The sequence below is a fragment of the Pseudomonas sp. BGI-2 genome (assembly GCF_004310295.1).
Classification (GTDB): domain Bacteria; phylum Pseudomonadota; class Gammaproteobacteria; order Pseudomonadales; family Pseudomonadaceae; genus Aquipseudomonas.
In genome coordinates, this window is the sequence record NZ_SISB01000023.1 from 26127 (window position 1) to 40773 (window position 14647).

General features: G+C 59.2%; 10 protein-coding genes. 4 read left to right on the forward strand and 6 right to left on the reverse strand.

Annotation, left to right across the window (positions count from 1 at the left end):
* Positions 1 to 19: 19 nt before the first annotated feature.
* Positions 20 to 178, reverse strand: a complete 159-nt coding sequence (locus EYC95_RS16670) for a DUF3309 family protein (RefSeq protein ID WP_169858239.1) — start codon at positions 176 to 178, stop codon at positions 20 to 22.
* Between the two features lie 279 nt (positions 179 to 457).
* On the opposite strand from EYC95_RS16670, the gene EYC95_RS16675 reads away from it, so the two are divergent.
* The 3 genes from EYC95_RS16675 (at position 458) to csrA (ending at position 2001) form a co-directional block, all read left to right on the forward strand.
* Complete coding sequence (locus tag EYC95_RS16675) at positions 458 to 1273, forward strand: SDR family oxidoreductase (protein ID WP_131061341.1); 816 nt, start codon at positions 458 to 460, stop codon at positions 1271 to 1273.
* 64 nt (positions 1274 to 1337) lie between these two features.
* Complete coding sequence (locus tag EYC95_RS16680) at positions 1338 to 1670, forward strand: YnfA family protein (protein WP_131061342.1); 333 nt, start codon at positions 1338 to 1340, stop codon at positions 1668 to 1670.
* A 145-nt stretch (positions 1671 to 1815) separates the two neighbouring features.
* Positions 1816 to 2001, forward strand: coding sequence for a carbon storage regulator CsrA (gene csrA / locus EYC95_RS16685; protein ID WP_131061343.1), 186 nt, complete (start codon positions 1816 to 1818; stop codon positions 1999 to 2001).
* 5 nt (positions 2002 to 2006) lie between these two features.
* On the opposite strand, the gene EYC95_RS16690 is transcribed toward csrA, so the two are convergent.
* From EYC95_RS16690 to EYC95_RS16705, 4 genes are all read right to left on the reverse strand, one after another.
* Positions 2007 to 2234, reverse strand: coding sequence for a YheU family protein (locus EYC95_RS16690; RefSeq protein ID WP_010461751.1), 228 nt, complete (start codon positions 2232 to 2234; stop codon positions 2007 to 2009).
* A gap of 192 nt (positions 2235 to 2426) precedes the next feature.
* Positions 2427 to 3617: an osmoprotectant NAGGN system M42 family peptidase gene (locus tag EYC95_RS16695; protein ID WP_131061344.1), complete on the reverse strand. Its 1191-nt coding sequence runs from the start codon at positions 3615 to 3617 to the stop codon at positions 2427 to 2429.
* Positions 3618 to 3794: 177 nt separating this feature from the next.
* A complete protein-coding gene (ngg, locus tag EYC95_RS16700) occupies positions 3795 to 5543 on the reverse strand; it encodes an N-acetylglutaminylglutamine synthetase (RefSeq protein ID WP_131061345.1) in 1749 nt (582 codons plus the stop codon).
* 3 nt (positions 5544 to 5546) lie between these two features.
* The gene (locus EYC95_RS16705; protein ID WP_131061346.1) at positions 5547 to 7319 is read right to left on the reverse strand and encodes an N-acetylglutaminylglutamine amidotransferase; all 1773 of its coding nucleotides are present in this window, start codon (positions 7317 to 7319) and stop codon (positions 5547 to 5549) included.
* Between the two features lie 296 nt (positions 7320 to 7615).
* On the opposite strand from EYC95_RS16705, the gene EYC95_RS16710 reads away from it, so the two are divergent.
* Positions 7616 to 12430: an NEL-type E3 ubiquitin ligase domain-containing protein gene (locus EYC95_RS16710; RefSeq protein WP_131061347.1), complete on the forward strand. Its 4815-nt coding sequence runs from the start codon at positions 7616 to 7618 to the stop codon at positions 12428 to 12430.
* Between the two features lie 5 nt (positions 12431 to 12435).
* Here the strand turns inward: EYC95_RS16710 and mnmC are convergent, their stop codons facing one another.
* On the reverse strand, positions 12436 to 14418 hold the full coding sequence (gene mnmC / locus EYC95_RS16715) for a bifunctional tRNA (5-methylaminomethyl-2-thiouridine)(34)-methyltransferase MnmD/FAD-dependent 5-carboxymethylaminomethyl-2-thiouridine(34) oxidoreductase MnmC (protein ID WP_131061348.1): 1983 nt from the start codon (positions 14416 to 14418) through the stop codon (positions 12436 to 12438).
* Positions 14419 to 14647 lie beyond the last annotated feature (229 nt).

A 14647-nucleotide genomic window follows, 5' to 3' on the forward strand; every position in this document is an offset into this window, starting at 1 on the left:
CTTTTTTTGACCTGGATTTTTATATCTTGCCAAGTAACAGCAGAATCAACAGCACCACCAACACCACGCCGATGATACCCGACGGGCCATAACCCCAACTTCTTGAGTGTGGAAAGACCGGCAAACCACCTACCAGCAGGAGAATCAGAATTACGATAAGAATTGTGCCCATGTCTATTTCCTTGTTGGAAGTGTTCTGGAATGACCTAGCTTTTAACTGTCAGCTGGACTGTAGTAATCCCGAGCTGCTTACAAAATCCGACTCTCGCGAGTGTCAGAAAATTCCAAGTTTTTTTAATGTTTTTCGAAGAAAGCCTTATTTCGTTTTTGCAGCGTTAGTTGATTCAGGCGCTCCCGCGGTTTGCTCGGACCATTCAGCAATCTGATGGAGCGTGGGTCGCGCAATGTCCTTCGCTACACTCAGCGCATCTTTCCCGGAACAACAAGGCTGTTTGCTATGCAAAATCGCATGATGATCACTGGCGCGGGCTCAGGCTTGGGTCGCGAAATTGCGCTGCGCTGGGCGCGTGAAGGCTGGCAGCTGGCCTTGTCGGATGTCAGCGAGCCTGGTCTGCAGGAAACCCTGAAGCTGGTTCGTGAAGCGGGCGGCGACGGTTTTATCCAGCGTTGCGATGTACGCGATTACAGCCAGCTGACGGCCTTCGCCCAAGCGTGCGAAGAGAAACTTGGCGGCATCGATGTCATCGTAAATAACGCTGGCGTGGCCTCGGGCGGGTTCTTCAGTGAACTGTCCCTGGAAGACTGGGACTGGCAGATCGCAATCAACCTGATGGGCGTGGTCAAGGGCTGCAAGGCCTTCCTGCCGCTGCTGGAAAAAAGCAAAGGCAAGATCATCAACATCGCGTCGATGGCCGCCCTGATGCAAGGCCCGGCCATGAGCAACTACAACGTGGCCAAGGCCGGCGTGGTGGCGTTGTCCGAAAGCCTGCTGGTCGAACTGGCGCAGCAGGAAGTGGGCGTGCACGTGGTTTGCCCGTCGTTTTTCCAGACCAACTTGCTGGACTCCTTCCGCGGCCCGACGCCGGCCATGAAAGCCCAGGTCGGTAAGTTGCTGGAAAGCTCGCCGATCACCGCGACCGACATTGCCGATTACATCTATGAGCACGTCGCTGCTGGTGAATTCATGATCCTGCCCCACGAACAGGGCCGCATGGCCTGGGCGCTCAAGCAGAAAAACCCGCAACTGCTCTACAACGAAATGACCACCATGGCCGACAAAATGCGCGCCAAGGCCAAAAAAAACGCAGGCTGAACTTGCCCGTGCGCAACACCGTCGTTAGGGTGGCCGCAACCGGCCATCCTCACGAGACGTCTGCATGCTCAATTACCTGTGGTTTTTCCTCGCGGCGCTGTTCGAAATCGCCGGCTGCTTCGCCTTCTGGATGTGGCTGCGTCAAGGTAAAAGCGTTTGGTGGGTTGTGCCGGCGCTGCTCAGCCTGACGTTGTTCGCACTGTTACTGACCCGTGTCGAGGCGACTTACGCCGGTCGTGCCTATGCCGCCTATGGGGGCATTTATATCGTTGCGTCGATCGGTTGGCTGGCGGTGGTCGAGCGCATTCGTCCCCTGGGTTCGGACTGGCTGGGGGTGGCGCTGTGCGTGATCGGGGCCAGCGTGATTCTGTTCGGCCCGCGTTTCTCCGCGTCCTGAAGTGGCATTCAAAGGGTTTGTCAGACGTTTCCGTCAGGAGTGATCGTCCTGCGCTGTAGGGCGGGACTGATTTGCCGTCGTTGCATTGAAGAGCGGCTGTGCGACAGGCATCTTCAAGGGCCGTTAACCCTGAAGGATGAATGCCATGCTTGTACTCAGTCGCGTTGTGGGCGAGATGATTTCCATCGGTGACAACATTTCAGTGCGCATCATCGCCGTCAACGGAGGCAGCGTGCGCTTCGGCGTCGAAGCGCCACAAAACGTCAATGTGCATCGGGCCGAGGTCTATGATCGCATTCAGATCAAACTGGCCAAAACCAAAGGTCGCTGAGCGCCTCAGTCGAACAGGTGCTTGGGCACATCATGCTTGAGCATCAACTGGCACTGCTCGCTGTCCGGATCGAAAACAATCAGCGCCTGCCCCTTGGTCAATGCCTGGCGAACACGCAGTACGCGGGTTTCCAGCGGCGTGTCATCACCGTTGTCCGTACCGTCGCGGGTCACGAAATCCTCGATCAGGCGGGTCAGGGTGTCGACTTCAAGTTGGTCGTACGGAATCAGCATAGGCACCTCGGCTAAACAATGTCGCGATGCTACGGCGAATGATCGGTTGCGGCTAGCCCGGACCTGATGTGTTGCCTGATCTGCCGCCTTCGCGGGCAAGCCTCGCTCCTACAGTTATGTGTTAATACGCGAAACCTGTAGGAGCGAGGCTTGCCCGCGAAGGCGATCCCTCAAACGATGAAAAAGCCATGGTCAGCTATCTGTTCGCTGCCCAACCAGACTATCCACCGACGGCACCCGCGTATCGCTTTCCATCTGCGTGTCATGTTCGATCTGATGACTGAACCGGTCCAGCGAGCCCTTCGCAGGCTGAGCATCACTGGCAAACACCGGCGGGCTCAGAATGTAGGCGCCGAGCAGACGGCTCAAGGCCGCCAGGCTGTCGATGTGCGTACGTTCGTAACCGTGAGTGGCATCGCAGCCGAAGGCGAGCAGGGCGGTGCGAATGTCGTGCCCGGCAGTGACCGCCGAATGCGCATCGCTGAAGTAATAGCGAAACAGATCGCGGCGCACCGGCAACTCGTTGTCACTGGCCAATCTCAGCAGGTGCCGCGATAGGTGATAGTCGTAAGGACCGCCGGAATCCTGCATTGCCACGCTCACCGCGTGTTCGCTGGAATGCTGGCCGGGCGCAACCGGCGCGATGTCGATGCCGACGAATTCGCTGACGTCCCAAGGTAAGGCGGCCGCCGCGCCGCTGCCGGTTTCCTCGGTGATGGTGAACAGGGGATGACAATCGATCATCAACTCTTCACCGCTGTCGACGATCGCTTTCATTGCCGCCAGCAGCGCCGCAACACCGGCTTTGTCGTCAAGGTGACGGGCGCTGATGTGACCGCTTTCAGTGAACTCCGGCAACGGGTCAAAGGCGACGAAATCGCCAACGCTGATCCCCAGGGAATCGCAGTCGGCGCGGGTGGCGCAGTAAGCGTCAAGACGCAATTCGACGTGATCCCAGCTGATTGGCATTTCATCCACGGCGGTGTTGAACGCGTGCCCCGAGGCCATCAACGGCAACACGCTGCCGCGAATCACCCCGTTGTCGGTGAACAGGCTGACGCGGCTGCCCTCGGCAAAACGGCTGGACCAGCAACCGACCGGGGCGAGAGTCAGGCGTCCGTTGTCTTTCACCGCGCGAACCGCCGCGCCGATGGTGTCGAGGTGAGCGGAGACCGCACGGTCCGGGCTGTTTTTCTTGCCCTTGAGGGTCGCGCGGATCGTGCCGCGCCGGGTCATCTCAAAAGGAATGCCCAGCTCTCCAAGGCGTTCGGCGACGTAACGCACGATGGTGTCGGTAAACCCGGTCGGGCTGGGAATGGCGAGCATTTCCAGCAGGACTTTTTGCAGGTAGTTGAGATCGGGTTCCGGGATTTTGCTGGTCATGGAAACTCCTGATGAGTTGAGGGCATCGATGGTTTCGATGAGGAGAAAGGATTGGGTGCCTTACCTGACGCCTTCGCGAGCAAGCCCGCTCCCACATTTTGAAATGCATTCCCCTGTGGGAGCGGCGGTGCGACGATTCGACTTGCTCGCGAAGGCGTCAGTCCAGACGACACATGACTAGGAAACCGCCGGCTGACTATGCGGAAACAACAAATCTACAAACCGCTCGGCCGTCGGCTGCGGTTCATGGTTGGCCAGCCCGGCGCGTTCGTTGGCTTCGATAAACACGTACTCCGGTTGATCGGCGGCAGGCACCATCAGGTCGAGCCCGACCATTGGAATATCCAGCGCCCGCGCAGCCCGTACGGCGGCATCGACCAGGGTCGGATGCAAAATCGCCGTGACATCTTCAAGAACGCCTCCGGTATGAAGATTCGCCGTACGCCGTACGAACAGATGCTCACCGGCCGGCAGAATGCTGCTGTAGTCATAGCCCGCCGCCTGCAACGTGCGCTCGGTCTCGTGGTCCTGCGGGATTTTGCTTTCACCGCTGGTGGCAGCCTGCCGGCGTCGGCTCTGCGCTTCGATCAAGGCGCCGATGGAATGCTGACCATCGCCCACCACTTCGGCAGGCCGGCGGATCGCCGCGGCGACCACCTCGAAACCGATCACCACAATCCGCAAATCAAGACCTTCGTGAAAGCTTTCCAGCAGTACGCGGCTGTCGAATTGTCGGGCGGCTTCGATCGCTTGCTGGACCTCTTCGATGCTCCGCAAATCCACCGCGACACCTTGGCCCTGTTCGCCATCCAGTGGCTTGACCACCACCCGCTCGTGCTCGTCGAGAAACGCCAGATTGTCATCGGCGTTGCCGGCAAGTTGCTGCGAGGGCAGGTTCAAACCGGCGGCCTTGAGCACTTTGTGCGTCAGGCTTTTGTCCTGGCACAGGCTCATGCTGATGGCGCTGGTCAGGTCGCTCAGGGATTCGCGGCAACGCACCCGGCGCCCGCCATGACTGAGGGTGAACATCCCGGCGTCGGCGTCATCGACGTGCACATCTATCCCACGTCGATGGGCTTCCTCGACAATGATCCGTGCATACGGGTTGAACTCGGCTTCAGGGCCAGGGCCAAGGAACAGCGGCTGATTGATGCCGTTCTTACGCTTGATGGCAAAGGTCGACAGGTTGCGAAAGCCGAGCTTGGCGTAAAGACTTTTCGCCTGCCGGTTGTCGTGCAATACCGACAAGTCCAGATAGCTCAGCCCACGGCTCATAAAGTGCTCGATCAAGTGCCGCACCAGCACTTCACCGACGCCGGGGCGCGAACAGTGCGGATCGACTGCCAGGCACCACAAACTGCTGCCGTTCTCCGGGTCGTTGAACGCCTTGTGATGATTGAGGCCCATGACGCTGCCGATGATCGCGCCGCTGTCTTCATCTTCGGCCAGCCAATACACTGGGCCGCCCTGATGGCGCGGGGTCAGCAGATTCGCATCGATCGGCAACATGCCGCGCGCCTGGTACAACTGATTGATCGCCTGCCAGTCCGTCTCGCTTTGCGCCCGGCGAATACGAAAGCCGCGAAACACCCGGGTTGACTGACGGTAATCGCTGAACCACAAACGCAAGGTGTCGGAGGGGTCGAGAAACAGTTGCGCCGGCTCCAGCCCCAACACTTGCTGGGGCGCCGCAACGTACAAGGCGATGTCGCGCTCACCGGTCTGCTCGTTGAGCAGCTCCTGGGCCAGGCTCGCCGGATCGGGGAACGTGTGGCCGATCAGCAATCGGCCCCAGCCGCAATGCACGACGATTGGCGCCGCACCCAGTTCACTGCCGTCTTCGGCCAGGCGCGCCTGCAAGCGTTCATAAGAGGGCGCCTGACCGCGCAACAGGCGTTGGCTATACGCCGTGGCGTGAGGTTTCATCGATCAGATTCCTTGTTCACTGAACCACAGGTTCAGGGCCGCCAATTGCCACAGCTTGGAGCCGCGCAACGGGGTCAACTGGCCTTGCGGATCGGTCAGCAGGCGGTCGAGCATGGCCGGGTTGAACAGGCCGCGATCCTGGCTTGGATCAAGCAGCAGTTCGCGCACCCAGTTCAGCGTGTCGCCCTGCAAATGCTTCAGGCCAGGGACCGGGAAGTAACCTTTTTTTCGGTCAATCACTTCACTCGGAATCACCCGTCGCGCAGCTTCTTTCAACACTTGCTTGCCGCCATCCGGCAGTTTGAATTTGCCGGGCACCCGGGCTGACAGTTCCACCAGGCGATAGTCAAGAAACGGCGTACGCGCTTCCAGGCCCCAGGCCATGGTCATGTTGTCGACGCGTTTGACCGGGTCGTCCACCAGCATCACCGTGCTGTCCAGACGCAAGGCTTTGTCCACCGCCGCATCGGCGCCGGGTTGTGCGAAATGCTCCTTCACGAAGTCACCGGCTGCGTCATTCGCCGTCAGCCATTTCGGTTGCACGGTGGCGGCGTAATCCTCGTAGCTGCGGTCGAAGAACGCATCGCGATAGGCCGCGTACGGATCGGCGGCGCCATCGACTTGCGGATACCAGTGATAACCGGCGAACAATTCGTCCGCACCCTGGCCGCTCTGCACCACTTTGCAATGCTTGGCCACTTCCCGGGACAGCAAGTAAAAGGCGATGCAGTCATGGCTGACCATCGGCTCGCTCATGGCGCGGAACGCCGCGGGCAGTTGCTCGATGATCTCTTTCTCATCGATGCGCAGTTGGTGGTGCTGCGTGTTGTAGTGCTTGGCGATCAAGTCCGAATACTGGAACTCATCGCCACGTTCGCCGCCGGCATCCTGAAAACCGATGGAGAAGGTCGACAGATTCTCCACGCCGACTTCACGTAACAGGCCCACCAACATGCTCGAATCGACACCGCCCGAAAGCAGTACGCCGACGTCCACGGCCGCACGTTGACGAATCGCCACCGCGTCGCGGGTGCTGTCGAGTACGCGGTCACGCCAGTCTTCGAGTGTCAGATTCATCTCGTCGGCGTGTGGGCCGTAGGGCAGGGTCCACCAGGTTTTCTGCTCGGTGCTGCCGTCCGCTTCGATGCGCATCCACGTTGCAGGCGGCAGTTTTTCGATGCCGGCCAGCAAGGTGCGCGGGGCAGGAACCACCGCGTGGAAATTCAGATAGTGATTGAGCGCCACCGGGTCGAGGATCGGGTTGATGTCGCCGCCCTTGAGCAACGCCGGTAACGCCGAGGCGAAGCGCAGGCGCTGGCCGGTGCGCGACAGGTACAGCGGCTTCACGCCGAGACGGTCACGAGCGATAAACAGACGCTTGGCGTCACGCTCCCAGATGGCGAAGGCGAACATGCCATTGAGTTTCGGCAGCAGCGCTTCACCCCAGGCGTGATAGCCCTTGAGCAGCACCTCGGTGTCACCACCGGAATAGAAGGCATAGCCGAGGCTTTCAAGCTCGGTGCGCAGTTCCGGGAAGTTGTAAATCGCGCCGTTGAAGGCCAGGGACAAGCCCAACGGGTTGTCGACCATCGGCTGAGCCGAGCCGTCCGACAGGTCCATGATTTTCAGGCGACGGTGGCCCAAGGCAATCGGCCCTTGGCTGTGAAAGCCCCACGCATCCGGACCGCGAGGGGCCAAGTGATGGGTGATTCGTTCAACGGCCGCGAGGTCCGCAGGTTGTTGATCAAAGCGTAACTCGCCAGCTAATCCGCACATAAAGTCCTTACCGGTTTTTCCGTTGGGGAGGGTTTATCGATACCCGGCCAAAACGGCGGGTACTCAGAAACTGACCCGCCTCGGTTGTGGGAGTTTTAGAACGATGGGTTATAAGCAGGGATTGCTGGACGGCTGGCAGGCACGGCAGAAATGACTTTGGCCGTGGCGGTAATTATTGCTGGGATGCATAGAAGTTGCTGCTTGGATGCGCTGCAGTTCGACCCGGTATTCGAATTATCAATTGCCTGCCGGGCTTCCTAAACTGAGCGTCTCTTATCGCAATAAGGATATTGCTCATGCTGGCTACGACTGCCAAAACCGCCCCGGTAGCGGTGCCAATGACATCGGCACAACGTCTCGAAGCGTTGTTGGAACACACTGGCGATCTGGACAAGGCGCAAGTGCTGCAAGCGTCTATTCCACAATGGTTGGCGACTGCAGATCTGAGCGTGGTACAGGCTCTGAAGGTTGCGTTCGAGCAGTCTTTTGTTGCCCAGGGCAAGGTCACAGAGGCGCTCAAAAAGCTCAAGCCGTTGGACGCGTTCTGCAAAGAGCAACTGACCGGGTTCCTCAAGGGTAAATGGACGATCGATTTCGACGTCAATCGGGACACGCTGGACATCACAAAAAAAACCTACACCTCAACAGGTGTGCTCCCAGTCATCGGCTCCACGGATAAAGAAACTACCACCTCACGCAGCCTGCTCCAGGCGGCCATGGAAAACTTCACCTCTGAGGAAACGAGGAGCGGCGGTTTTCCAGCGGACTCGGTCATACGAATCAACGAACAGGCCCAATCAGACGCTGAAACAACCCCTGAAAAATTCGCCGCACTCTGTCGTGAACTCGATCTGGGGGCCCGCTATCAGCGCCATATCGACGAGGCCTTGGCATTGCCGGCCAAACCCGCAGATGATGCGCCTGTCGATAATCGGGCCAGCGTCGCGGATATCCGGCGGTTGAAGGTGCTGGACATGCGAGTCGCCCTCCACATGGCCTCTCTGAAGAAGGCCATCACGCCCGCTGCTTACACAATGCTGCTGAGTGTGATCGATCAGGATCTCCCTGCGGCTCAAACCAAGGATGCTCTTTTTGATGGCGGGCCGGTGCAGTGGCAGGGCTTGATGATTCATGACACCTGCCTCTGTGGGGCGCTGGTATTTACCAAAGCCTCCATCGATACCGAGCCGAAGGCCCGATGTGTGGTTTACATGCCGAACGAACCCCGGCGACCGCTGTATGAATACGCCTCGCTGGATGAGTTCAAGGTCTACCTTACCCTCCACTTGCAAAGCAAAAGCTACAGAAAAACGTTCGCCGAGCAGTACCTGCACGGCCACGATAAAACCGGGTTTTTTACCCGGTTTGACAAGGGCAAGTCCTTGGGTACGCTCGCTGCTGCTCCTGCCGACACTTGCCTGGCCGATTTTTTCTTCAGTACTTTTGTCAGCACGACTCAAAAAGACGCGCGAACTCTTGCCGTGCCGACTGAAGATGTCGATGAGCAACAACGGGAAAAAAACCTTCAGACATTGCTGGATGGCGGTCTTCTTCTACTAAACGCAGCCGCTTTTTTCATACCCGTAATCGGCCAATTGATGCTGGCTGCGGCGGTCGTCGACATCGTCAGTGAGGTGTATGAAGGTGTGGTTGACTGGACGCACGGCGAGCGGACCGAGGCGTTATCCCATTTGCTCGGTGTTGTGGAAAACGTCGCTCAGCTGGCAGCGTTTGCCATCGGAGGAAAAATCGTCGCGACAGCTATCAGTAAGGGTGCGAAGGAGCAGGCGGCATTCTTCGACGGTTTCGAGGCCGTCACTCGCGCTGATGGCAAAGCAAGGTTATGGAAACCCGACCTCGAACCCTATAAACAGACCACGGCTCTGCCAGTCGACCTGCAACCTGATGCGCAAGGTCTTTACCGACATGCCGGACAGACGTCGATCGTCATGGAAGGAGCCCCTTATCGAGCCACCCGCAACGCTGCGGGATCGGCATGGACCCTCAATCATCCTGTGCGCACTGACGCCTTTCAGCCTGCCGTGGAACGAAATGTGGAAGGTGGCTGGCGGCATGTTTATGAACACGCGCACGAGTGGCGCGGCGGTGCTTATGCACTGGGACGAACGGACCCGCGCCTGAGCGATCTCGGCAGTGATCTGGAAGCGATTGCCGACATGACCGACATGACGCCTGACACGTTGCACCAGCTCCATGAAAGCCACCTCAAGTTACCGCAGCGGCTGAATGATTGTATTGAGCGCATCAGGATTGACCGACGCATCACCGCGATGGTCGCGGCAATGGAGCGGGGAGAGACCGCGAACAAGGACTTCATTCAGGAGCAACTGCATACACTGCCGAGGCTGCCCGGCTGGCCGGCGGAGCGCTTCATTGAAGTACGCGACGAGGAGGACCTGGTCGTGTCCCGCTTCCCCAAGACAGCACCACACGACGATGACGAAAACAGCGTGCACGTTCCTCAGGCGGATCTGGATTCGGGGAAATTGCTCGATACCGTGATCAGTGGCCTTTATCCGACAGACGTGGAGGGCATGCTCGGTCGCACGACCACTGAATCCAAATCGCAGCTGTTGGCAAAGAAGATCGCGACAAGCCTCAAGAGTGATCGCCAGCCGCTGTTTCAGTGGCTCTATGAAACCTGGGACGGCACTGCCGCCGGTGACGTGGCGATACTGCGCGAACACGCCGCTGACCTTCCCACACAGGTGTGTCAGGAATTGCTGGATAACGCTTCTGGCTGGGATCGCAGCTTTCTGCGTGACCGCAAGATCCTCGGAGTGGATCTCGCCGGGCAGGTCAGTGAGACACAGGCGGTGATCAGGCTGGACCGTGCGCTCACCGGGTTGCATCTCCCGCAACTGGCCAATGCCGACACCGACAAGCTGACGATCGGGTTGATGGATAGGGTGCAAGGCTGGGATGACAGCGGTCGACTTGAAGTGCGACAGGGTTCAGTGACCGGCACCTTGCTGGACAGCGTGGGCGACGCGGATGCGCCGTCACGCGGGATAATCGTCAAGACGTCCAACGGCTATCAGGTCACCCAAACCAATGGCAGTGTGTTTAGCACAGCAGTGAGCGAAACGCTGCTTGAGTCGATACTGGATGCATTGTCTGCCACCCAGCGCACCCGCATGGGATTCACTGGCACCGACAGGCTGGATATCCCGACGCTACGGTCACGCCTGTCGAGGGCCGCCACCGGCGATCCGGCACATGCCGGCCGGGTGCTACGGGGGGAGCGCAGTGACACACCCAAACATCTTTCTGCCTGTGTCCTGGCGGATCCCCCCGCTGCGGGCTCTCATGCAAGGGGCATGATTCGTAAAGTCAGAAAGCTCTATCCGCTGTTCACCGATGCCCAGGTTTCGACGTTTCTCGACAACGCCGGCAGCACCCAGATGCAGCGGGTGAATCGAATCAAGGAGCTGCAACAGCAACTGAAAAACCTGATCGGCGTGTTGCACACCTGGCGTGACGATGAAGTGGCAATGAAGAAGCTGCCGGGGTCGCTCAACGATATCCGTGTCAGCCGTCGTCAAGTGGCCAATGCCATCGAAAACTGCTGGCGCCGGATAGCCTGGCAAAATCAGCCTTCTGCAATGCTCACGCTGGAGCGCAACCCTGTAGGCCCATTGCCAGCGCTGACCGAACAGGATGTCGCCCATGTGCGCAGCCTTTCAGTCAAGGACATGCAGGCGGGTGATGAACTGGCGTATTTCCTCAAATCGTTCAAAGGACTTGTCACCCTGAAACTGGACCGCAATCAACTCACACGATTGCCTGAAGTGTTGTCGCACATGCCTGATCTTGAGTATTTGAGCCTGGAGGGCAATCAGATACAACTGACTGAACACACCTTGCGCAAACTGGCCGACATGCGCAATTTGCGCACGTTGGGGCTGAGCGGCAATCGCTTGGGGGCCACAATTGATGTCAGCAAAATGCTGGATCTGAAAGAGCTGTTACTGCGCGATACCCACGCTACGGAACTGCCTGTCGGGCTTGCCCGCTTGCCGTATCTGGACTTGGTGGACCTGCGAGGAAACCAGATTCGGGAGTTGCCGCAATGGCTGTTCCAACTCCCTCAGCGATTCGCTCGGGCGATCAACTTGCGCCATAACCCCATATCCGCGGCGAGCCGTACAAGGCTAATTACCTACCGTAACAATACGGGCGTCGGGATGGGGCTGCTGCCAAATGATACTGCGGTGCTCGATGATCAAAGAGCTCGAGACCTGTGGATGCCAAAGCCGGTTGAAGAGACCTATGCCAGTCGTAATCGTGCATGGCTGGCGCTGAAGAACGAACCCGGATCGAAAGAATTCTTTGAATTGCTGGCAGAAGTCGGGAGCTCGGCGGATAGCCGCTTTGTGAACGAAGACATGACCCGGCGCGTCTGGAGTGTCATTGAGGCGACTCGGACGGACTCGGCGTTATGCACCCAATTGCTGTCGATGGCAGTGAAAGCCAATTGCGCTGATGACGCGGCGACGCTCTTCAGTAATCTTGAGGTCACCGTCGAGATCGACAGGGTGGTTCGACAGTCCGCCAACGCCCATGATCAGGCCGCTCGGCTACTGAGACTTGGGCGAAGCCTGTTCCGTCTGGATTATCTTTCCAGAATGGCTAGGGAAAAGGCCCAAGCCAATCCTGCACTCGATGCAGTGGAAGTAGAGCTGGCTTATCGCACTGGCCTGGCCGACAGGCTCGAACTGGTCGGTCAGCCCCGGCATATGCGTTATGCATCACTAAGTGGCGTAACAGCAAAGGATCTGGATGCTGCCTACAACAAGGTCATTACCGCAGAAATCTCACCTGAGCTATCGACTTACATCCGTGGCCGCACGTTCTGGAGCGACTTTTTGCGACAGCATCATGGCAAACAATTCACCGACCTGACGGCGCCCTTTCACGTGCGGATGGAGACAGCCTTTGAAAACGAGGCGACGCTTGGCGCAAACTACCGAACGCAGGTCGACGGCATCGCCGAAGAATTGAACAAAGCCGAGACTGCTATGTTGAAGCTTCTGACCGAGAAGGCCATGAAGGCTGACGAGTCAAGGACTTGCTTTGCACTGGACTGAACGCCTCAGGCCTTGCCTCGAATCAGTCGCCGCAAGGCAAAGCGATTCGGATGACACGCCTCGGCCACGGCTCTGGGCAATGGCAGCGGCTCGTTGTCGAGCCAGGCTGCTAGCAACTCGCCTGACAACGGCGCGGTAATCAGCCCTCGCGAACCGTGGCCGCTGTTGACGTACAAGCCGTCCAGCCATGGGCAAGGGATGTCCGGCGTTTGCCGGGCATCTTTGCTCAGGGCGATGTAGGCGTCGGCGAAGGCCTGGCTGTCAGCCAAAGGGCCGACGATCGGCAGGTAATCCGGGCTGGTGCAGCGAAATGCCGCGCGACCTTCAAGTGCATCGGGTTGCAAGGTGTCAGCACCGAGTCGAGCGACCAGATCCACCGAAATTTCTTCGAGCATCTGCAGGTTGCCGGCGTGCTCGGCGGTGGTGGGCGTCAGGTCGTCGTTGTTGAAATCGAAACTCGCACCCAGGGTGTGTTCACCCAGGCGGGCCGGCGCAACATAACCCTCGGCGCACACCACGGTGCTCAGGTTTTGGCTCGCCGGTGTCTGGGGCAAGCGGGTGATCTGTCCGCGAATACGTTTGAGCGGCAAATCGCTGCTGAAGTCGAAACGCTTGATGTCGGCCGCACCGGCCAGCACCACCACCGGCGCGTTGGCCAGCAACGTGTTGCCATCCCACGCTTGCCATTGCCCCTCGACACGACGCAATTCCAGTACATCGTGATGGGGCAGGAGCTGGATATCCGGATGCGTGGCTTGCCATGCGCACAGGGCTGGCGGATGCACCCAGCCGCCTTCGGGGTAAAACAGACCGCCCGATTGCAACGCGATACCCGCGCGAATCTCGGCGTGTTCTCGATCGAGTGTGTGCAGCAAGTCTGCGGGGAACGCTTGCGCCAATTGCGCCTGTCGTTCCGCTTCCTTGGCGTTGAAGGCCAGTTGCAGCACGCCGCAATCGTCCCAGTCGACGCTGCGCTGCAAATGCTCCAGCAGGCGCCGGGTGTGGCCGAAACCACTGACAATCAACTGTGACAAAGCTGTGCCATGGGCCGAAAGCTTGAGGTACAGAACACCCTGTGGATTACCCGAGGCTTCCTGCGCCAACGCATCGTGCCGCTCCAGCAAACTGACGCGCCAACCCCGCGCCGCCAGGCTGGCGGCGGTGGCGCAACCGGCCAGGCCTGCGCCGATCACCAGCGCATGACGTTCGCCGGTCAAGGGTGTCGGGCGTGCAAACCAGGGTTTGGCGGCGGCGGCTGTCGGGGCGTCTTCAGGCCAGCCGAGAAACACACCGCGCAGGATTTCCCATTTGTGGCCGATGCCGGGCGTGCGCTTCATCTTGAAACCCGCCGCGTTCAGCAGACGGCGTACCCAACCGGTACTGGTGAAAGTGCTGAGGGTCGATCCGGGCGCGGCCAGACGCGCCAGTTCGGCGAACAGTTCGGCGGTCCACATGTCGGGGTTTTTTGCCGGGGCGAAGCCGTCGAGAAACCAGGCATCAATCTGTGCGTCCAGTTGCGGCAATTGCTCCAGCGCATCACCGATCAGCAGTGTCAGGGTGACGCGACCGTTGTCCAGCACCAGTCGCTGGAAGCCTTGATGGATCGCCACGTATTGCGCCAGCAATTGATCGGCAAACGGCTTGAGCTCTGGCCATAAGGCCAAGGCCCGCTGCAAGTCTGGTTGGCTCAGCGGGTACTTTTCGACGCTGACAAAATGCAGTCGCGCACCGGTCACCGCGTGCTGCTCGAACAACTGCCAGGCGCAGAGGAAGTTAAGCCCGGTGCCGAAACCGGTTTCGCCAATGACCAATCGACCGCCGTCCGGCAACGCGGCAAAGCGTTCACGCAAACCGTTCTGTTCGAGGAATACGTAACGGGTTTCTTCAAGGCCTGACTTGTCCGAAAAATAGACGTCGTCGAACACCCGCGAATACGGGCGACCCTGGTCGTCCCAGTCAAGTTGGGCGTGAGGCAATACAGGTTTCATGGCAGGCTCGGCAACGGCAAGGCGGCCATTCTAGCTGATCGACGTGGCGGTGCCTGCACGACCGCCGACGCGCAGAAAATCCTGTAGCTGCTGCCGAGGCACGAGGCTGCGTTGCGTGTCCGCAGGACCGCCCTCGAGGGCGCGCTGCGCAGCCCAACGCAGCCTCGTGCCTCGGCAGCTGCTACAGGGAACTGTGGTTGCGGTGAAGAAATGGATTTCTCCCACGCTG